The 18661-nt window shown below is 64.8% G+C and carries 17 protein-coding genes and 2 pseudogenes; 11 read left to right on the top strand and 8 right to left on the bottom strand.

Annotated elements, in window-relative coordinates; genetic code table 11:
• The first annotated feature begins 43 nt into the window (after positions 1 to 43).
• Positions 44 to 1366 (top strand): serine hydrolase, encoded by a 1323-nt coding sequence (locus KW843_RS16990; protein WP_218296346.1) that lies wholly within the window; start codon positions 44 to 46, stop codon positions 1364 to 1366.
• Between the two features lie 60 nt (positions 1367 to 1426).
• Here the strand turns inward: KW843_RS16990 and KW843_RS16985 are convergent, their stop codons facing one another.
• Together KW843_RS16985 and KW843_RS16980 are read right to left on the bottom strand one after the other, a co-directional pair.
• The gene (locus KW843_RS16985) at positions 1427 to 1864 is read right to left on the bottom strand and encodes an OsmC family protein (RefSeq protein WP_218296345.1); all 438 of its coding nucleotides are present in this window, start codon (positions 1862 to 1864) and stop codon (positions 1427 to 1429) included.
• 67 nt (positions 1865 to 1931) lie between these two features.
• Complete coding sequence (locus KW843_RS16980) at positions 1932 to 2222, bottom strand: ATP-binding protein (RefSeq protein ID WP_255594799.1); 291 nt, start codon at positions 2220 to 2222, stop codon at positions 1932 to 1934.
• A 146-nt stretch (positions 2223 to 2368) separates the two neighbouring features.
• Here KW843_RS16980 and KW843_RS16975 point away from each other — a divergent pair, with 146 nt between their 5' ends.
• A complete protein-coding gene (locus KW843_RS16975) occupies positions 2369 to 2695 on the top strand; it encodes an acylphosphatase (protein ID WP_218296344.1) in 327 nt (108 codons plus the stop codon).
• A gap of 92 nt (positions 2696 to 2787) precedes the next feature.
• On the opposite strand, the gene KW843_RS16970 is transcribed toward KW843_RS16975, so the two are convergent.
• Positions 2788 to 3201: a YkgJ family cysteine cluster protein gene (locus KW843_RS16970; RefSeq protein WP_218296343.1), complete on the bottom strand. Its 414-nt coding sequence runs from the start codon at positions 3199 to 3201 to the stop codon at positions 2788 to 2790.
• Between the two features lie 217 nt (positions 3202 to 3418).
• Here KW843_RS16970 and KW843_RS16965 point away from each other — a divergent pair.
• Positions 3419 to 3743: pseudogene (locus KW843_RS16965) on the top strand (hypothetical protein); the annotation flags it as partial.
• Positions 3744 to 4014: 271 nt separating this feature from the next.
• Here the strand turns inward: KW843_RS16965 and KW843_RS16960 are convergent.
• Positions 4015 to 5115: a suppressor of fused domain protein gene (locus tag KW843_RS16960; RefSeq protein ID WP_218296341.1), complete on the bottom strand. Its 1101-nt coding sequence runs from the start codon at positions 5113 to 5115 to the stop codon at positions 4015 to 4017.
• Positions 5116 to 5267: 152 nt separating this feature from the next.
• Between KW843_RS16960 and KW843_RS16955 the strand changes: the two genes are divergently transcribed.
• Positions 5268 to 7031 (top strand): DUF262 domain-containing protein, encoded by a 1764-nt coding sequence (locus KW843_RS16955; protein ID WP_218296340.1) that lies wholly within the window; start codon positions 5268 to 5270, stop codon positions 7029 to 7031.
• 59 nt (positions 7032 to 7090) lie between these two features.
• On the opposite strand, the gene KW843_RS16950 is transcribed toward KW843_RS16955, so the two are convergent.
• The 4 genes from KW843_RS16950 to dnaA all read right to left on the bottom strand — a co-directional run bounded on the left by KW843_RS16950 (position 7091) and on the right by dnaA (position 12698).
• Positions 7091 to 7264: a M48 family metallopeptidase gene (locus KW843_RS16950; protein WP_255594810.1), complete on the bottom strand. Its 174-nt coding sequence runs from the start codon at positions 7262 to 7264 to the stop codon at positions 7091 to 7093.
• On the bottom strand, positions 7233 to 9848 hold the full coding sequence (gene gyrB / locus KW843_RS16945; RefSeq protein WP_218296338.1) for a DNA topoisomerase (ATP-hydrolyzing) subunit B: 2616 nt from the start codon (positions 9846 to 9848) through the stop codon (positions 7233 to 7235). The genes KW843_RS16950 and gyrB overlap by 32 nt, the downstream gene beginning before the upstream one ends.
• Before the next feature lie 176 nt (positions 9849 to 10024).
• Entirely contained in the window at positions 10025 to 11143 is a 1119-nt protein-coding gene (gene dnaN / locus KW843_RS16940; RefSeq protein ID WP_218296337.1) for a DNA polymerase III subunit beta, read from the bottom strand.
• 130 nt (positions 11144 to 11273) lie between these two features.
• A complete protein-coding gene (gene dnaA / locus KW843_RS16935) occupies positions 11274 to 12698 on the bottom strand; it encodes a chromosomal replication initiator protein DnaA (RefSeq protein ID WP_218296336.1) in 1425 nt (474 codons plus the stop codon).
• Between the two features lie 421 nt (positions 12699 to 13119).
• Here dnaA and rpmH point away from each other — a divergent pair, with 421 nt between their 5' ends.
• The 7 genes and pseudogenes from rpmH to KW843_RS16900 form a co-directional block, all read left to right on the top strand.
• Positions 13120 to 13254 carry a 50S ribosomal protein L34 gene (gene rpmH / locus KW843_RS16930; protein ID WP_005798102.1) on the top strand — a complete coding sequence of 45 codons (135 nt, stop codon included), beginning with the start codon at positions 13120 to 13122 and terminating at the stop codon, positions 13252 to 13254.
• 73 nt (positions 13255 to 13327) lie between these two features.
• Positions 13328 to 13840 (top strand): ribonuclease P protein component, encoded by a 513-nt coding sequence (locus KW843_RS16925; RefSeq protein WP_218296335.1) that lies wholly within the window; start codon positions 13328 to 13330, stop codon positions 13838 to 13840.
• Positions 13837 to 14130: a membrane protein insertion efficiency factor YidD gene (gene yidD, locus KW843_RS16920; protein WP_218296334.1), complete on the top strand. Its 294-nt coding sequence runs from the start codon at positions 13837 to 13839 to the stop codon at positions 14128 to 14130. Before KW843_RS16925 ends, yidD begins: the two co-directional genes overlap by 4 nt.
• Entirely contained in the window at positions 14127 to 15833 is a 1707-nt protein-coding gene (gene yidC, locus KW843_RS16915) for a membrane protein insertase YidC (RefSeq protein WP_218296333.1), read from the top strand. Before yidD ends, yidC begins: the two co-directional genes overlap by 4 nt.
• A gap of 95 nt (positions 15834 to 15928) precedes the next feature.
• Positions 15929 to 17359, top strand: coding sequence for a tRNA uridine-5-carboxymethylaminomethyl(34) synthesis GTPase MnmE (gene mnmE, locus KW843_RS16910; RefSeq protein WP_218296332.1), 1431 nt, complete (start codon positions 15929 to 15931; stop codon positions 17357 to 17359).
• A gap of 123 nt (positions 17360 to 17482) precedes the next feature.
• On the top strand, positions 17483 to 17974 hold the full coding sequence (locus KW843_RS16905) for a Crp/Fnr family transcriptional regulator (RefSeq protein WP_218296331.1): 492 nt from the start codon (positions 17483 to 17485) through the stop codon (positions 17972 to 17974).
• Positions 17975 to 18084: 110 nt separating this feature from the next.
• Positions 18085 to 18661: pseudogene (locus KW843_RS16900) on the top strand (hypothetical protein); the annotation flags it as partial.

Here is an 18661-nt window from a genome sequence, read left to right as displayed (position 1 = left end):
TTCTCTGCCCGATCCCACCCACCTTTTGCAGGACTTTCGCACCATGCCGTTCCCCCGCCTCCAATTTGCCCTGGTGACGCTCGCCACTGCCGCAGCAGCCCTGTGCATGGCCTCCGCCAGCCATGCGCAGGCACCGCAACTGCCACCACCCGACGCCACCCACCCCGCCACGCTGCAGCTGATGCAGGGCTTTCCGCCGCCGCCCGACAAGATCGTGCGCCTGGCCAACATCCTCAAGTACCCCAACGTGCGCTGGGCCGCGCACCACCTGCGCGAGCTGGGGCCCACGGCGTCCGTGTGGCGCGGTGCCGGGGCGCCCAGCGCGCTGGCCGCCGCATCCCGAGCGCTGGACGACGCGCTGCCCGTGCCCGACGGCAAGGGCGGCACCACCACGCTGGCCGACTGGCAAAAGGCCACCTACACCGACGGCCTGCTGGTGTTGCACCGGGGCCAGGTGGTGTACGAGCGCCACCACATCGGCATGCAACCGCACCAGCCGCATGTGCTGTGGTCCATGAGCAAATCGCTCACCGGCCTGCTGGTGACCGAGCTCATCCAGGAAGGCGTGATCGACCCGAAAGCACCGATCCCCCGCTACCTGCCCGAGCTGGCCACCAGCGCCTGGACCGATGCCACCGTGCAGCAGACGCTGGACATGACCACCGGCGTGCAATACGCCGAGAACTTTGCCGACCCTGCGTCCGGCGTCTTCCAGTACCTGGCCGCCGCAGGCCTGCAGCCCGCGCCGCCCGGCAGCAGCGCCGCCAAAAGCATGGCCGAGTTCCTGCCCACGCTGAAGAAGGAGGGCGAGCACGGCGCCGCGTTCGCGTACAAGTCGGTGGACACGGAAGTGCTGGGCTGGCTGCTGCAGCGCGTCACCGGCAAGAGCTACGCCACGCTGCTGTCCGAGCGCATCTGGTCGCGCCTGGGCGCGCAGGAGGATGCCTATGTGTTTGCCGACGCCAACGGCGGCCAGTCCACCAGCGTGGGCGTGAACGCCACGCTGCGCGACCTGGGCCGCCTGGGCGAAATGCTGCGCGCCAACGGCCGCTACAACGGCCAGCAGATCATCTCGCCCGCCACCATCGCCGAGCTGCGCAAGGGCGCCGACCCCGCGAAATTCAGCAAGGCCCCCGGCACCGCCATGCGCGCGGGCTACTCGTACCACAACCAGTGGTGGGTGCCGCACGATGCGGACGGTACGCTGGAGGCCAAGGGCCTGATGGGCCAGCACATCCACATCAACCCGGCGGCGGAGCTGGTGGTGGTGAAGCTGTCCACACACCCGGTGCCCAACACCGCCTTCACGCATGCGGCGGACCGGCAGGCGTTTGCCGCGCTGGCCGCGGCGGCGCGGGGGCGCTGAGGGGCAGGCGGACAAAAAGAAGACCGTGCCGGGGCGCGGTGTCCTGGCCCGTCCCGTTGGCTACTTCACCAGCGTGGCGGTCAGCGTGATCTCGGGCACCGCGGCCAGTGCCTTCGACAGCGGGCAATTGGCCTTGGCATCGGCCGCCAGTTTCTGGAAGGCCGCATCGTCCAGCCCGGGCACCTTGGCGGTGAGCGTGAGCGCGATGCGGTCGATCACAAAACCTTCGCCCTCCTTGGACAGGCGCACGCTGGCGGTGGTGTCCACCGCTTCGGTGGCGATGCCCGCCTTGTCGGCGGCGAACGAAAACGCCATGGTGAAGCAGGCCGCATGCGCCGCCCCCAGGATCTCCTCGGGGTTGGTGCCCTTGCGGTCGTCGCCAAAGCGGCTGGCAAAGCCATAGGGGTACTTGTCCAGCGCGCCGGTCTCGGTGCTGATCTGGCCCTGGCCGGCCTTGCCGGCCCCTTCCCAGTGAACGCTGGCTTTCTTTTCAGGCATGGCGTGGCTCCTTTTCTGGCATGCAATGGTGGGGTGGTGAACACTCGGGTGAAACCCGGGCCTGGAATCACACCACAGCCGCGCCGCCGCTGGTGTGGGACAACGCCGCATCGTCCCGCACCGCATGCAAGGAGCCCGCACGCACCATGCGGATCGCATCGAACGGGCACCGCACCGCGCACAAGGCACACCCGGTGCAGGCCGCCGCATCATGCAGCCGGGACCGCTTGGGACCCCAGGCTTGCGGGCCCTGCACCTGCAGCGACAGCACATGCGGCGCGCACACGGCCACACACCAGCCGCAGCCCGTGCAGCGGGCAGTGTCGATGGCGGGCAAGGCCTTGCGGGGTGCGTTCATGCGGTGGCCTGGACAGTGCGAGGGATGGCAGTGCTGGACGAAGCCCGCGGCTGCCACGCCACAGCTTAGCGCGCCGCATCCGGCCGGTCGAGCACCGCCATGGCGCGCATGTGGTCAACGCCCCGCGCTGGCGATACAGTGCGCCCATGCACCACAGCGGCGGTACCTACAACAACAGCGGCAACACCACCACCGTCACCCGGCACCTTCTGATCCGGGGGCATGTGCAGGGCGTGGGCTACCGCTGGTCCCTGGTGCAGGCCGCCCTGCAGCGCGGTGTGCAGGGCTGGGTGCGCAACCGCCGCGATGGCAGCGTGGAAGCCCTGGCCACCGGCCCCGCCGATGCCGTGCAGTCCCTCATCGACTGGGCCCGCCACGGCCCACCGCAGGCGCGGGTGGACGCGGTGGACGTGGGCACCGTGGCCGAGCCCGCCGAGCCCGTGGCGGGCTTTGTCCAAAGGGAGACGGTGTAGCGGTAGCGCGCGGGCTGGCGCTGCGGCGGCCCGCCGTGCGCCCTCCGGCAAATAGCGTGGCCTGGCGGCAGGCAGCCCCGGGTGCCCGCCGCTCAACCCCTGCGCTGCAGATCCCGCGCCCCGTAGGCGCAGTACCCCGGCTTGGGGCTCTTCTTCTGCGGATGCAGCCGGCACGTCTCGGGCCGCTTGTCGTACACCGTGCACAGGCGTGTTTTGGGGTCGAGAAAGTTACAGTCCCCACTGGCCCGCCGCGCCATCGTGAAGATCGCGTTCTTGTGGTTGAAGTGGTCGATCAGCCGTGCCTTGAGCAGCCGCCTGGCAATGTGCCGCAGCTCTTCATGCTCGGCCTCGAACGGGTCCACCAGCTCCAGCCGCACCAGGTCTGCCAGCTGCACTTCGAGCGGCATCGTGCAGCAGTTGGCCGCGCAGGTGTCGCACAGGCCTGGGCGATAGCGGGTCCAGGTGTCGAGGCGGTCAACGTCGACGATGGAAATGGGGGAGCGCATGGGGTTGCGATTGTGCCTGGGTGGCCGGCCGCCCATGTGGCGCTGCCCACGCAGTCATCGCGGCCACCCGCTGGCGCTGGGCGCAATGACGCCCATGGCCATGGTCCCCAAAAGCTGTCGCCGCATGTGGCGCTTGGCCTACGCCAGTGTGGCGCGGCGGCGAAGACCATGGGGTTCTGGACGTATCCACCCCTACCCCTACCTACAGGAGACCACCATGACCCATCCCCAAGACCCCACCCGCGACATGAACCTGGACCCCATCACCAAGGAGCCGGGCGCCCACCCCATCGGCACGGGCATCGGTGCCGCAGGCGGCGCCGTCACGGGCGCAGCTGCGGGCTCCATCGGCGGCCCCATCGGCTCCGCCGTGGGCGCAGTGGTCGGCGCCGTCGTCGGCGGCCTGGCCGGCAAGGGCGCGGCCGAAGCGGTCAACCCCACGGATGAAGACGCCTACTGGCGCGACGCGTATGGCCGGGAGCCGTACTACTCGGATGCCTATACCTACGACGACTATGCGCCTGCGTACCGCCACGGCTATCAAAGCGTGATCGACGGACGCCACCGCGACTGGAACGACGCCCGCGACCATCTGCAGACGCGCTGGGACACCGACCGCGAGAGCAGCCGTTTGAACTGGAAGGATGCGGAGCCCGCGGCCAAGGCGGCTTGGGAAAGGGCGGATCGGATTTGGAAGCAGACGAAGCAGGAATAGGCAGCCCGGGCGTGCTGTAGCCCAATAGGCTGCCTGTCAAGCGCAGCCATTGGACACTGCGCGTGGCTGGCTGGCTGGCTGGCTGACTGACAGGCTGGTCAGCCAACCACGTCAACGACTTTTCCGGTTGAATCCTGGATCGTCGTTTTCTCTATCCGCCACTCCACCTGCGGCAACAGCGGCAGCACATAGCGGCCTTCGCGCGGCTGCAGTGTCTGTACGAACTGCAGCACCGTGGCATTGGTCAGACGCAGGATGGCGGCGCTCTCTTCCTCGCCCTGCCATTCCACTGCATTGCTGCCTTGGTTGCCTGAAGGCTCCAGCAGTAGTTGCCACCGGTGCCCCGCCACACGCAGCGTGCGGCCAAACGGCAGGCGCAGCGGCAACAGGGCCACCAGTTCATCCACCTGGCGGGCGCCCAAAGTCACCAGAGTCAGCGGCTTGCGCAGCCGCCGCTTGGTCTGATGGAGGTCCAGCACATCGGTAAACAGGTACCCGCTCGACGAGCCGTCCCGTCGCACGCCCTCGTCCACCTGCTGCTTCACCGTGGGGTCGCCCAGCAGCGAGGCGCGGTCCAGGTCCGTTACCCACAGCGGCATGTGCGGCAGCAGCACATCGAGCAAACTGCGTGTGTGCCATTGTTTGGCCGCGCGCTCCTCGTCCAGCGTCAGTCCCACTACCTGCAAAAAGGCGACTGAGCCATTGGGCGTGGCCAGCGGCTCGGCCAGCTCCGGGTCGGTCACAAAGCCCATGGAGCAGATCAGCGTGGCCTGCCCCAGTGCAATGGGACCGTTGGCTGTCATCCAATCACCGTCGTTGAAGACGTTGCCGCTCTGGAACACATAGCGTGCCAAGTTCTGCAAAAAATTCAGCGCCCATGTCGGGGGCTCGGCATCGACCGCTGCGTTGGGCGCTATCGCCAGCCGAAACGTCAGCTCGAAACCATAGCCGCTCACCTCCGGGTCATTGGACTCCTTGGCGTACAACTCGCTGAACCCATACGTCACAAAATGCCAGTGCGGCATCGGGTCCGTGCGCCGCCAGGCGCTGATGCCATCCAGCGGGTCAGGCCCGCCCAGCATGTGCGAGATCAGCGTGCCAAAGTGCTTGGGCTCCTGGCCGGGGTAGAGTTGGTCCAGGCGGGCGGAGATGGCGTCCCAGCAGGGGGAAGGGGCGTCGTTGCCTTCAGTGCTTGTCATGTCTGTGGAAGGTATGGAGCTCTGGTCAGCGTCTCAAAACTGGTCATTTTCTGCGCCGGGTTGTTGTACATGCCCTCTACACTTCGCATGTAACTTTTGGTCAATGAGTGAGGGAACAAATGGGTGTTCAGCGGTATGCGGTTAACCAGTACATGATCGAAAGCGTTCTTGCCAAAGTGCGGGAAGGCGAAATAGCCATTCCCGAGATTCAGCGACCTTTTGTTTGGGACGGGACTCAGGTTCGTGACCTTTTGGACAGTCTTTACAAGGGCTACCCAGTTGGCTACTTGATAGCTTGGCGCAACCCCGATGTGAAGTTGAAAGACGGATGCATGGCGCTGGGGAAGATGATCCTCATCGACGGCCAACAGCGAGTAACGGCACTCACAGCTGCTGTGCTTGGGCAGCAGGTCATCAACAAGGACTACCGCAAGGTCAACATTCGAATTGCGTTTCACCCCTTGAAGGAAGTGTTCGAAGTATCGAACACTGCTATCGGACGCGATGCTTCCTGGATCGCTGACATAGCTCCCATTGTGAGTGGCAAGATTAGTCTTCTGAAGGCCATTCGTGAGTACTGCCAAGCAAACCCTAGCGTGGATGAAGAGTTGATCGAGAAGGCACTTAGTGCGCTTACTGACATTGCCAAAAAGCAGATCGGCCTCATAGAGCTGGATCACGATCTGGACATAGAGACAGTGACCGAGATCTTCATTCGCATCAACTCAAAAGGCACCGTGCTTTCGCAAGCGGACTTTGCCATGTCCAAAATCGCGGCAGACACGAGGTTCGGGGGGCCAGAGCTTCGAAAAGCCATTGACTACTTTTGCCACATGGCCATGGAGCCTGGATTCCATGATCAACTTAAAGAGCGCGATCCAGAGTTTGCGGCGACTGATTTCTTCCAGAAGATCAGCTGGCTGCGCAGCGACAACGACAACCTGTATGACCCAAGCTATACAGACGTTTTGCGCGTCACATTCGGCACCGAATTTGGTCGGGGCAAACTGGCGGATCTGGTGAGCTTGCTTTCAGGTCGTAATTTCGCCACGAAGCAATTTGAAGAGAGCATCGCAGAAGAGTCCTTTGCAAAGCTGGCCCACGGTGTGCGGCGTTACATCAACGAAACCCACTTCCAGCGATTTGTCATCATCATCAAATCAGCGGGTTTCATCGTGAACAACATGGTGCGGTCGCAGAACGCACTTAACTTTGCATACGCGCTTTATCTGGGACTGCGCGCGCGTGGAGTCGACGAGTCAAAGATTGAACGATTGGTCCGGCGCTGGTTTGTGTTATCAATTCTGACCAGTAGGTTCTCGGGTGCTGCTGAAACCCAGTTTGAACGAGACATCCGCTTGATTGATGAGCCAGACTTCGCTGCGGTCCTCGCTCGAATTGAGCAAGCTGAGCTTTCGGACGCGTTCTGGCAATTCGGACTGGTGCAGGCGCTTGATGTCGCTTCTACAAATCACCCACTTTTTTGGGTCTTCGTAGCTGCACAGATTAAAACCAATGACAAGGGATTGCTTTCCCGCGATGTCACCGTGCGCGAACTGGTCAGCAATTTGGGAGACGTGCATCACATCTTCCCAAGACAGTTGCTTAAGGCGAACGGGAAAGGTCGTGGTGACTACAACCAGATCGCCAACTATGCGTATACGCAAGATGCGATAAACATCAAGATTGGCAGCAGATCGCCCCATCTCTACTTCGCGAATGCGCAAGCTCAGTGCCAAGGGGAACCATTGATACTGGGTGGCATTGACCAGCATGAGGAACTGATCGAGAACCTGCGAGCAAACTGCGTACCCACGGCTGCGATGACGATGACTGCATCGAATTTTCCCGAGTTCTTAGCCCAAAGACGCGTACTCATGGCTTCGAAGATTCGTGACTACTACCAAGCGCTCTGAAGAGAGCGAACTCGATGTGGCGCTAGTCAGCGTGGTAAACGGGCGCTTATGCCCTTGGGCTAAACCATATCGCCAAAAGCTGCTCGCTCCAGCACTTCGTGTTGGCGCTTCCAGTCCGGCATTTGCTTTTCCACCAACGCCCAAAACTCCCGCGTGTGACTTTTCCCTACCGTTTGGCAGAGTTCGTGAATCACCACAGGCTTACACGTCGATATTCCCCGCCCGCAGCGCATTCGTCTCAATGAAGTCCCGGCGTGGCTCCACTTCATCCCCCATCAGCATCGTGAACACGCGGTCCGCTTCGATCGCATCGTCAATTTGCACACGCAGCAAACGGCGCACGTTGGGGTCCATCGTGGTTTCCCACAGCTGCTCGGGGTTCATTTCGCCCAGGCCCTTGTAGCGCTGGCGGGATGTGCTGCGTTCGGCTTCGCTGATCAGCCACTTCATGGCCTGGCGGAAGTCGCCGACTTTTTCTTCCTTCTGCTTTTCGCCTTCGCCGCGCAGGGCCTTGGCGCCCTCGCCCAGCAGGCCGCGGAAGGTCTCTGCGGCTTCGGCCAGGGCGGCGTAGTCGGCGCCGTGCACGAAGTCTTGCGTGATGACGCTGCTCTTGATGTTGCCGTGGTGGCGGCGGCTGATGCGCAGCAGGGGCTTGTCGGTGCGGGCGTCGAACTCGCCAGCCACTTCGGCGGGGGCGCCGGTGGTGTTCAGTTCGCGCAGCTTGGCCTGCAGGGCCACGGCGCTGGCTTCAGCGTCGGCCACGGTGTCGAGCTTCAAGCTCACGCCGTCGGCAATGGCGCGCAGGGCTTCGGCGTCCATGAAGTTGCCCAGGCGCGCAATGACGCTCTCGGCGATCTGGTGCTTGCGCGCCAGTTCGGCCAGGGTGTCGCCGGTCAGCGTTTGTGGGTTGGCACCGCCGGTGGTCACGCTGGCGTGGTTGAGCGCAATGCGCAGCAGGAAGCCGTCGAGCGCGGGGGCGTCCTTCAGGTACAGCTCTTCCTTGCCAGCTTTCACCTTGTACAGCGGTGGCTGGGCAATGTAGATGTGGCCGCGCTCGACCAGCTCGGGCATCTGGCGGTAGAAGAAGGTGAGCAGCAGGGTGCGGATGTGGGCGCCGTCGACGTCGGCGTCGGTCATGATGATGATGCGGTGGTAGCGCAGCTTGGCCACGTCGAAGTCGTCGCCACCCGTGGTGCCCCCGGCCTTGCCGATGCCGGTGCCGAGGGCGGTGATCAGCGTGAGGATTTCGTTGCTGGTCAGCAGCTTTTCGTAGCGGGCTTTTTCCACGTTCAGGATCTTGCCGCGCAGCGGCAGGATGGCCTGGAACTTGCGGTCACGGCCCTGCTTGGCAGAGCCACCGGCGGAGTCGCCCTCCACGATGTAGATTTCGCACAGGGCGGGGTCTTTTTCCTGGCAGTCGGCCAGTTTGCCGGGCAGGCCCATGCCGTCGAGCACGCCCTTGCGGCGGGTCATTTCGCGGGCCTTGCGGGCGGCTTCGCGGGCGCGGGCGGCTTCCACGATCTTGCCGCAGATGATCTTGGCGTCGGCCGGGCGCTCCTGCAGGTAATCGGTCAGCAGCTTGCCCACGATGTCTTCCACGGGGGCGCGCACTTCGCTCGATACCAGCTTGTCCTTGGTCTGGCTGCTGAACTTGGGCTCGGGCACCTTTACGCTGAGCACGCAGCACAGGCCTTCGCGCATGTCGTCGCCGGTCACTTCGACCTTGGCCTTCTTGGCGAACTCGTTTTCTTCGATGTACTTGTTGATGACGCGGGTCATCGCGGCGCGCAGGCCGGTCAGGTGGGTGCCGCCGTCACGCTGGGGGATGTTGTTGGTGAAGCACAGCACTTGCTCGCTGTACGCGCTGTTCCACTGCATGGCCACTTCAACGCCAATGTGCGTGCCGGGGATGCCGCCATACGTCTCGGCCGGGCGTTCACCGGCTGCGTAGAACGAGGTGGGGTGCAGGACGGTCTTGCCCTTGTTGATGAACTCCACGAAGCCGCGCACGCCACCGGCGCCCGAGAAGTCGTCTTCCTTGCCGCTGCGCTCGTCTTTGAGGCGAATGCGCACGCCGTTGTTCAGGAACGAGAGTTCGCGCAGGCGCTTGGCCAGGATCTCGTAGTGGAACTCGTTGTTCTCCTTGAAGATCTCGGTGTCGGGCAAGAAGTGCACTTCGGTGCCGCGCTTGTCGGTGTCGTCCAGCACCTGCATGGGCGAGACTTCCACGCCGTCCACCGTCTGCACGATGCGGTTCTGCACGAAGCCCTTGCTGAATTCCAGCGCGTGCACCTTGCCTTCGCGGCGCACGGTCAGGCGCAGCATCTTGCTGAGCGCGTTCACGCAGCTCACGCCCACGCCGTGCAGGCCCCCGGAGACCTTGTAGCTGTTCTGGTTGAACTTGCCGCCCGCGTGCAGTTCGGTCAGCGCGATCTCGGCGGCCGAGCGCTTGGGCTCGTGCTTGTCGTCCATCTTCACGCCGGTCGGAATGCCCCGGCCGTTGTCGGTCACGCTGATGGAGTTGTCGGAATGGATGGTGACGACGATGTCGTCGCAGTGCCCGGCCAGGGCTTCGTCGATGGAGTTGTCCACCACCTCGAACACCAGGTGGTGCAGGCCGGTGCCGTCGCTCGTGTCGCCGATGTACATGCCGGGGCGCTTGCGCACGGCCTCCAGGCCTTCCAGGATGGTGATGGCGCCTTCGCCGTAGCTTTCGCTGGCGCCAGCCTGGTTGGTGTCGATCTTGGCGAGGGTGGGCTCAACATGGCCGGAGACGCCGGTGGCTTCGGGCTCGGAGGGGATGTTGTCAGCGGTCATGGTGGGCCTTGGGATCCGTGGAAACCGGGGTTTCCAATGTGTTCAATGGTCAAACTGGGCTCTAGCGCTTATTCAATAAGCGCTGGCAGCTATCAAAAATGTAGCTTTTTCGGTGGGCTGCTTGGGGCGGGGGGCGGGGCATCGCAACCTCACGCCCACCGGTGGCGGGCGCAGGGCTAGATGCGCATCGGCATCACCACATACTTGAAGCTGTCGTTCTCGGGGATGGTCATCAGCGCGGAGCTGTTGCCGTCCGAGAGCTCCACCTTCACCATGTCCTGGCCCATGTTGGCCAGGGCGTCGATGAGGTAGGTCACGTTGAAGCCGATCTCGATGGTGTCGCCACCGTAGTCGATGTCGAGCTCGTCCACGGCCTCTTCCTGCTCGGCGTTGTTGGATGCCACGCGCAGGGTGCCGGGCTCCAGGTTCAGGCGCACGCCCTTGAACTTGTCGCTGGTCATGATGGCGGTGCGCTGCAGGCTGGCCAGCAGCGGCGCGCGGCCCAGGGTGATGCTGTTCTTGTGGTTCTTGGGGATCACGCGGTTGTAGTCGGGGAACTTGCCCTCGACCAGCTTGGTGACGAACTCCATGCCGCCAAAGGTGAACTTGGCCTGGTTGTTGGCGAACTGCATCTCGATGTGGGGCTGGTTCTCGCCACCCGCGTCGGACAGCAGGCGCTGCAGCTCGATCACGGTCTTGCGCGGCAGGATGACTTCCTGCTTGGGCACTTCGACATCCAGCGTGGCGCTGGCAAAGGCCAAGCGGTGGCCATCGGTGGCGACCAGGGACAGCTGCTTGCCCTCGGCCACGAACAGGATGCCGTTGAGGTAGTAGCGGATGTCCTGCACCGCCATGGCAAACGACACCTGGCCCAGCAGGTCCTTCAGCGTTTTTTGCGGCACGGCGAACACGGGGCCGAAGGCGGCGGATTCCTGCACCAGCGGGAAGTCCTCGGCCGGCAGGCTCTGGAGCGTGAAGCGGCTCTTGCCGCCCTTGAGGATGAGCTTGGACTGGGCCGACTCCAGGCTCACCGTCTGGTCGCCGGGCATGGTGCGCAGGATGTCGATGAGCTTGCGCGCGCCCACCGTGGTGGTGAAGTCGCCGGTGTCGCCGCCCAGTTCTGCCGTGGTGCGGATCTGGATTTCGAGGTCGCTGGTCGTCAGCTGCAGGGCGTTGCCTGTCTTGCGGATCAGCACGTTGGCCAGGATGGGAAGGGTGTGCCGGCGCTCGACGATGCCAGCCACGGACTGCAGTACCGCGAGAACCTTGTCTTGTGTTGCCTTCAGGACGATCATGTCATCAACCTCTTGTGGTTTTTGGAACGGAGCTTGGACAGCGGCACGGGTCGTGCCTCCCCCTGCTGCACAACCCGTCATTTTGCCCCTTAACGGAGCCGTTTCTCTGGGGGGCCTCGATCACGCCTTTTTAGCCTTTCAGCGTCTGCTCCAGCACGTGCAATTGCTGGTTCAGTTCCGTGAGCTGCTGGCGCTCTCCGGAAATCTTGCGCACGGCGTGCAAAACCGTGGTGTGGTCGCGCCCGCCAAACAATTCTCCGATCTCGGGAAGACTCTTTTGCGTCAGTTCCTTGGCTAGGTACATCGCGATCTGGCGCGGCCGGGCAATGCTGGCCGGGCGCTTCTTGCTATACATGTCGGCGACCTTGATCTTGTAGTAGTCGGCCACCGTCTTCTGGATGTTTTCCACACTGATCTGCCGGTTCTGGATCGACAGCAGGTCGCGCAGCGCCTCGCGGGCCAGCTGGATGGAGATTTCCTTCTGGTTGAAGCGCGAGTACGCGAGGATCTTGCGCAGCGCGCCTTCGAGCTCGCGCACGTTGGAGCGCACATTCTTGGCCACGAAGAAGGCGACTTCCTCGGGCATCTCGGTGCCTTCGACGCGGGCCTTGTTGATCAGGATGGCCACGCGCATCTCGAGCTCGGGCGGCTCGATGGCGACCGTGAGGCCCGAGTCGAAGCGCGAGACCAGCCGCTCGTGGATGTTGGCCAGGCCCTTCGGATACGTGTCCGAGGTCATCACGATGTGCGACTTCTTGGCCAGCAGGGCCTCGAACGCATTGAAGAATTCTTCCTGCGTGCGGTCCTTGTTGGCGAAGAACTGCACGTCATCGATGAGCAGCAGGTCGAGCGAGTGGTAGCGCTCCTTGAACTCGTCGAAGGTGCGGCGCTGGTACGCCTTAACCACATCCGACACGAACTGCTCGGCATGGATGTAGAGAACTTTGGCGTCGGGCCTGTCCTGCAGCAGGCGGTTACCCACAGCGTGCACCAGGTGGGTCTTGCCCAGGCCGACGCCGCCATAGATGAACAGCGGGTTGTACAGATGGCCCGGCATGCCGGCCACGTGCATGGCCGCCGAGCGTGCCATGCGGTTGGCCGTGCCCTCCACCAGGGTCTCGAACGTCAGGGCGGCATTGAGCCGGTTGCGGAACGCGCCGGCCGAGGCGTCATCGCTGCTGCTGGCCGGTGATTCAGCGGGGGCGGCGGTGTTCGATGGCTCCGATGCCGCAGGGCGCACATAAGTACGGGCAACGGATTCGCGCTGAGCAAGCGCTAACTCCAGGGTGACGGGCTGGCCGTACAGGCCCTCGAGCAGGGCGGCGATGCGGCCCGCATACTGGGCACGGATCCAGTCGAGCTTGAAGCGGTTGCCCACCAGCACGGTCACCTTGGAGAAGTCCTCGGCCACCTGGGCCACCAGGGGCTTGATCCAGGTGTTGAACTGTTGTTCGGGCAGGTCTTGCGCCAGTTGCTCTACGCAGGCTTGCCACAGGCCCTGGCCGGCGTCTGCGCCGGGTGATGGAAGGGGGCTGCGGGAGGGTTCCTCGGTCATTTCAGGGAGATTCTTGTTGTGGATAGGAGGAACGGTACTGGGCGGGGGATTGTAGCTTGTCAAGGAGTTATCCACAATTTGGCGGGCACCGCATCCGGGTGTTTCCTGGGGTTGAATTTCTGCCCGGGCTGTGGTGCGCGCTGGTTGCGGATGGCGGCCGCGCGGCACAGGCCGGCCGCCGCGCGCAGGGCTGTTGCGGGGCCTGCTGGAAAGGCCCGCCAGCCGAAAGGCATTGCCAGCAGCGGCCAAGCCTGCGATAATTTTGGGTTTCCCTGAATGTGTTCAGGGTGATTTGACCCGGCGCGCCGTTATTTCTGCCCCCGTGGGTCTGCCTCCAGAGTGCTGTTTCATATGGCGCGGGTTGCAGGCCGCAGGGGGTTCAAGAGCAGCAGTCCGGAACTGAACCTCAAGGAATAGCATCATGAAACGTACTTACCAGCCCTCCAAGACCCGCCGCGCGCGCACCCACGGTTTCCTCGTCCGCATGAAGACCCGCGGCGGCCGTGCCGTTATCAACGCACGCCGCGCCAAGGGCCGCAAGCGCCTGGCCGTCTAAGGCCGCTACGGTCTACGGCCTGCTCCCCGCCTGTTCCCGGCTTGTACCGCCAGGTTCCAAACGGGGCGCTTGCATGCACAGGCTGAAAACCCGTCCGCAGTTCCAGGCCGCGATGGCGGGGGGCACTGTCTCCCGCACGGCGCATTTTGCGCTGCACCGCCTGGTGCTGGACGCCGCTGGCAGCAACCCTGCCAGCGGGGCCGCCAGTGCTGCCGCACCCACAGGGCCCGGTTCCTTGCCGCCAACGCAAGGGCCGCAGGCCCTGTTTGCCGTGCAGGGCGTCTGGCTGGGTGCCATGGTGCCCAAGCGCTGGGCGCGCCGCGCCGTGACGCGCAATACCATCAAGCGACAGATCTACACGGTGGGCGCCACGTTCGAGGCGCGGCTTCCGCAGGCGGCCCATGTGGTGCGTCTGCGCACGGCGTTTGACCGCAAGCAGTTCGTGAGCGCCACGTCCGACCAGCTCAAGCAGGCGGTGCGTGCAGAGTTGCTGCAGCTGTTTGGCCATGCCGCCCGGCGGTCGGGCGGTGCTGCGGCGGCCTCGGCCCCCGCTTCGCCTGTGGTGGCAGAGGTGGTTGGGCCATGATGCAGCGCCTGCTGATGGGCGTGGTCAAGGGCTATCGGCTGTTTCTCAGCCCCTGGCTGGGGTCTGCCTGCCGCTTCGAGCCCACCTGTTCGGCCTATTCGCTGCAGGCGCTGGAACGGCACGGCGCCGCGGCAGGCAGCTATCTCACGGTGCGCAGGCTGGTACGCTGCCACCCCTGGTGTGACGGGGGCCATGACCCGGTCCCGCAACAATTGCCGCGCAGCATGCGGCTGTTCTCGCGGCTTTCTGATTCCAACACCCAACCATCCTCACCAAAGAAGTCTTCATGAACGACATTCGCCGCACCATCCTGTGGGTGATTTTTGGCTTTTCCATGGTTCTGCTGTGGGACAAGTGGCAGCTGCACAACGGCAACAAGGCCACCTTTTTCCCCTCCACGCCGACGGTGACGGCGCCTGCCGCCCAGGGCGCCGCGTCCAGCGCCACTGGCGCGGCCAGCGTCCCCGCCTCCAGCGCGCCGGTGGCGGCTGCGGCGCAGGGTGCCTCGGCGGTGCCTGGCCAGCTGGCGCCCGCGGCTGCTCCGGCCGCGCGCGAACGCGTGGAGGTCAAGACCGACCTGTACCGGCTGACGTTTGACAGCGAGGGCGGATCGCTCACGCATGCCGAGCTGCTGCAGCACGCCGACATGGCGGACAAGACCCGCAATTTCCTGTTGCTGGACGAGAGCGCGCAGCGTGTCTACGTGGCGCAGACGGGCCTGATCGGCGGCACCTTCCCCACCCACAAGACCGCGATGACCGTGGTGCCCGGCCCCCGCGAGCTCAAGGACGGCGAAGACGAAATCAGCATCCGCTTCGAATCGCCCGTGCAAGGTGGCGTGAAGCTGGCCAAGACCTGGACCATCAAGCGCGGCGCCTACGACATTGCCGTCAAGCACGAGGTCGTGAACACCGGCAGCGCCGCCGTGTCGCCCCAGCTGTACCTGCAACTGGTGCGCGACGGCAACAAGCCGCCCGGAGAGTCTTCGTTCTACTCCACCTTCACCGGCCCCGCGGTCTTCACCGAGGCCAAGAAGTACCAGAAGATCGAGTTCAAGGACATCGAGAACGGCAAGGTCGACATCCCCAAGGATGCGCCCAACGGCTACGTCGCCATGGTGCAGCATTACTTCGCCACGGCCTGGCTGCTGGCCGACGGCGTGCAGCGCGAGCCCTTCACCCGCAAGGTGGACACCAACCTGTACTCCGTGGGCATGCTCACCTCGCTGGGCGCCATCGAGCCGGGCGCGAGCAAGACCGTGGACGCGCGCCTGTTCGCCGGCCCGCAGGTGGAGACCATGATGGAAAAGCTCTACCCCGGGCTGGAGCTGGTCAAGGACTACGGCTGGCTCACCATCCTGTCCAAGCCGCTGTACTGGCTGCTCGACCAGCTGCACAAGCTCCTGAACAACTGGGGCTGGTCCATCGTGGCCCTGGTGCTGCTGCTCAAGATCGCGTTCTACTGGCTCAACGCCAAGGCCTACGCCAGCATGGCCAAGATGAAGGCCATCAACCCCAAGATCATGGAGATGCGCGAGCGCCTGAAGGACAAGCCTCAGCAGATGCAGCAGGAGATGATGCGCATCTACCGCGAGGAAAAGGTCAACCCCATGGGCGGCTGCTTCCCCATCATGATCCAGATCCCCGTGTTCATCGCGCTGTACTGGGTGCTGCTGTCCAGCGTGGAAATGCGCAACGCGCCCTGGATCGGCTGGATCCGCGACCTGTCCACGCCCGACCCGTTCTTCATCCTGCCCCTGCTGATGACGGCCAGCTCGCTGCTGCAGACGGCCCTGAACCCCGCGCCACCCGACCCGATGCAGGCCAAGATGATGTGGTTCATGCCGCTGATCTTCAGCGTGATGTTCTTCTTCTTCCCGGCCGGCCTGGTGCTGTACTGGCTGACCAACAACATCTTGTCGATTGCGCAGCAGTGGCTCATCAACACCCGCATGGGCGTGCCACCGCAGTTCAACCTTCCCAGTTTCAAGTGATGCCACAGCGGCAACGCTGACATCCATGAACTGACCCCCCGAAAGGCCGCGCAAGCGGCCTTTTTCTTGTCCATCAACCTTGTACAGTCGCCACCATGCTTGCCCGCCACCATGACCCCATCGTCGCCATCGCCACCGCTCCGGGGCGCGGGGCCGTCGGCATCGTGCGGGTGTCCGGCCGCGCCATCGGCGCGCTGGTGCAGGCGCTGTGCGGCCGGGCGCTGAAAGCCCGCGAGGCCACCTACCTGCCCTTCCGGGATGTGCAGGGGCAGGCCATCGACCAGGGGCTCGCGCTGTATTTCCCTGGCCCGCACAGCTACACCGGCGAAGACGTGCTGGAACTGCAGGCCCACGGCGGCCCCGTGGTGCTGCAGCTGCTGCTGGCGCGCTGCCTGGAGGCGGGGGCGGCCACCGACCCGGCCACGGGCCAGCCCTGCCTGCCCGGCCTGCGCGTGGCGCAGCCGGGCGAGTTCACCGAACGCGCGTTCCTGAACGACAAGATCGACCTCGCCCAGGCCGAGGCGATCGCCGACCTGATCGACGCCAGCACCGAGGCCGCCGCGCGCAGCGCCAGCCGCTCGCTCACGGGCGCGTTCTCGGCCGAGATCCACGCCTTGCGCGATGCGCTCATCCACCTGCGCATGCTGGTGGAGGCCACGCTCGATTTTCCCGAAGAAGAAATCGACTTCCTGCGCAAGGCGGATGCGCACGGGCAGCTATCGAAATTGCAGCAAACGCTGGCCTCCGTGATGCAGCGCGCGCGCCAGGGCGCGCTGCTGCGCGAGGGCATCAAGGTCGTCATCGCGGGCCAGCCCAACGCGGGCAAGAGCTCGCTGCTCAACGCGCTGGCCGGGGCCGAGCTGGCGATCGTCACGCCCATTGCGGGCACCACGCGCGACAAGGTGCAGCAGACCATCCAGATCGAAGGCGTGCCGCTGCACATCATCGACACCGCCGGCCTGCGGGACAGCAGCGACGAGGTGGAGCGCATCGGCATCGCGCGCGCCTGGGACGAGATCGCGGGGGCCGACGCGGTGCTGTTCCTGCACGACCTGGAGCGCGCGGATGCTATTGATTACATAGCTGCCGACGCAGGTATAGAAAGCGCACTGACCCAGAAACTGCCTGGAAGCATCCCCGTCATCGATGTCTGGAACAAGCTGGACCGGGCTCCCCGGGGCGTGCCCGGGGCTCCTGCGGGAGCGGGCGCCCGGCCGGGGGTGCGCCTGTCGGCCCGCACGGGCGAGGGGCTCGACAGCCTGCGGCGCCTGCTGCTGGAGGTGGCGGGGTGGCAGTCCGCGCCGGAGGGCATCTACATCGCCCGGGCCCGGCACGTGCAGGCGTTGCAGGCCGTGGGGGCCCATCTGCAGGAGGCGGCCGACCAGCTGCAGGCACAGGGCCCGGCGCTGGACCTGCTGGCCGAGGAGCTGCGCCTGGCCCAGAACGCCCTGAGCGCCATCACGGGCGAATTCAGTTCGGACGACCTGCTGGGCGTCATCTTTTCCAGCTTCTGCATCGGCAAATGAAGGGTCGCGAGGCGGCCGGCGGCATCCGGCCAAGGAGCCCACGCCGCCGCTTGTCGCGAATGTTGTAAACGGACGTTAACAACGCTTGTGTCCCATCTGTAACAAGGGTACTTTCGGCGCACCATGAATGTTCCCACGCCGGTTGTTTCCAAGGTGGACCTGCAAGGTCTGATCGATGCCATTGCACAGGCCAGTGCAGACGACAGCATGACCAACCCGCTGACCCCCGCGCAGTGGGATGTGCTGTCGTCGTACCTCCTGCCCGTGGTCATGCCCGCCGGGCAGGTGCTGTTCACCCAGGGCGCCACGGACCGCACCCTGTACCTGGTGGAAAGCGGCAGCCTGAGCGTGCACTACCAGGACGAGAAGGAACGTTTGCGCCTGGCCATCGTGGGCGCGGGCTCGGTGGTCGGGGAAGGCGCGTTCTTTTCGCACCGCGCCCGCAGCGCCACCGTGCAGGCCAGCGCGCCCTGCAAGCTGTGGAGCCTGCCGGCGATCCGTTTCACCGAATTGTCGATCCGCCAGCCCGCCATCGCGCTCGGCCTGGTGATGGCCGCGGGGGCCGTGCTGGCCAAGCGGTTGGGCAACCGCCGCCGCCGCGTTGCGGCCACCTGACAGACCCCCCGGACTGTCAGCTCCTGCGGGCTTTCGTGGGGCGCGAACGGGTGTACAGCAAGTTACACTCGATTTGGATTTTTCTGGCGCCGTCCCGTAGAAAGCAAGCCATGTCCCTGTTCAGTTGGTTTAGCCGCAAACCCGCCCCCCCCAAGCCCCGGTCCATGGCCGAACCGTCGGGCTTGCTGAATGCCGATGCCACGGTGCCACTCTCGCCAGGCCGACAGGGCAAGCCCCTGGTGGAGCCGCTACCGCCCGAACACGCCGCCAACCGCAAGAACGAGCGCATGGAGCGCCGCGAGCTGCTCTACACCGTGGTGCGCGATGCGATGGTGCGTGCCGGCGTGCTGTCGGCCAGCTACAAGTTCAAGGTGCTCTCGCTGGACCAGCGCGGCCGCCAGTTCCTGGTGATGATGGACCTGGCCCGCGAATACGGCGGCGAGACCGTGCGCCTGTCCGAGATCGAGGCGCTGATCGCACAGACCGCCAAGACCCGCTACGACATCCTGGTGACGGCCGTCTACTGGCGCATCAATGACCATGTGGCGGTGGGGATTCCCCAGAAGGGCGTGGCGCCCCAGGGCGCGTCCCTGCAGGCGGCGCCCCCCCTGGCCCGGCGGCCGTTGCCGGCGGCGGCGGCACCCGCCCCCGTGGGGGCTGCGCCCGTGCGCCCGGCGGCGCCTGTCG

The organism is Acidovorax sp. sif1233, from assembly GCF_019218755.1.
In the GTDB taxonomy this organism is placed as follows: domain Bacteria; phylum Pseudomonadota; class Gammaproteobacteria; order Burkholderiales; family Burkholderiaceae_C; genus Acidovorax.
Note: the sequence above shows the minus strand (reverse complement) of the source record. Positions and strands in the feature narration are given on the sequence as shown.

Excerpts from the sequence above, each read along its gene's own strand:
- KW843_RS16950 (WP_255594810.1), bottom strand. The coding sequence starts at position 7,264 with ATGCGCTGCGGGCGGGGAATATCGACGTGTAAGCCTGTGGTGATTCAC.
- KW843_RS16925 (WP_218296335.1), top strand. The coding sequence starts at position 13,328 with ATGCACAGGCTGAAAACCCGTCCGCAGTTCCAGGCCGCGATGGCGGGG.
- KW843_RS16985 (WP_218296345.1), bottom strand. The coding sequence starts at position 1,864 with ATGCCTGAAAAGAAAGCCAGCGTTCACTGGGAAGGGGCCGGCAAGGCC.
- yidC (WP_218296333.1), top strand. The coding sequence starts at position 14,127 with ATGAACGACATTCGCCGCACCATCCTGTGGGTGATTTTTGGCTTTTCC.
- KW843_RS16980 (WP_255594799.1), bottom strand. The coding sequence starts at position 2,222 with ATGAACGCACCCCGCAAGGCCTTGCCCGCCATCGACACTGCCCGCTGC.
- KW843_RS16955 (WP_218296340.1), top strand. The coding sequence starts at position 5,268 with ATGATCGAAAGCGTTCTTGCCAAAGTGCGGGAAGGCGAAATAGCCATT.
- KW843_RS16975 (WP_218296344.1), top strand. The coding sequence starts at position 2,369 with ATGCACCACAGCGGCGGTACCTACAACAACAGCGGCAACACCACCACC.
- KW843_RS16960 (WP_218296341.1), bottom strand. The coding sequence starts at position 5,115 with ATGACAAGCACTGAAGGCAACGACGCCCCTTCCCCCTGCTGGGACGCC.
- KW843_RS16970 (WP_218296343.1), bottom strand. The coding sequence starts at position 3,201 with ATGCGCTCCCCCATTTCCATCGTCGACGTTGACCGCCTCGACACCTGG.
- dnaN (WP_218296337.1), bottom strand. The coding sequence starts at position 11,143 with ATGATCGTCCTGAAGGCAACACAAGACAAGGTTCTCGCGGTACTGCAG.
- mnmE (WP_218296332.1), top strand. The coding sequence starts at position 15,929 with ATGCTTGCCCGCCACCATGACCCCATCGTCGCCATCGCCACCGCTCCG.
- KW843_RS16905 (WP_218296331.1), top strand. The coding sequence starts at position 17,483 with ATGAATGTTCCCACGCCGGTTGTTTCCAAGGTGGACCTGCAAGGTCTG.
- yidD (WP_218296334.1), top strand. The coding sequence starts at position 13,837 with ATGATGCAGCGCCTGCTGATGGGCGTGGTCAAGGGCTATCGGCTGTTT.
- rpmH (WP_005798102.1), top strand. The coding sequence starts at position 13,120 with ATGAAACGTACTTACCAGCCCTCCAAGACCCGCCGCGCGCGCACCCAC.
- dnaA (WP_218296336.1), bottom strand. The coding sequence starts at position 12,698 with ATGACCGAGGAACCCTCCCGCAGCCCCCTTCCATCACCCGGCGCAGAC.
- gyrB (WP_218296338.1), bottom strand. The coding sequence starts at position 9,848 with ATGACCGCTGACAACATCCCCTCCGAGCCCGAAGCCACCGGCGTCTCC.
- KW843_RS16990 (WP_218296346.1), top strand. The coding sequence starts at position 44 with ATGCCGTTCCCCCGCCTCCAATTTGCCCTGGTGACGCTCGCCACTGCC.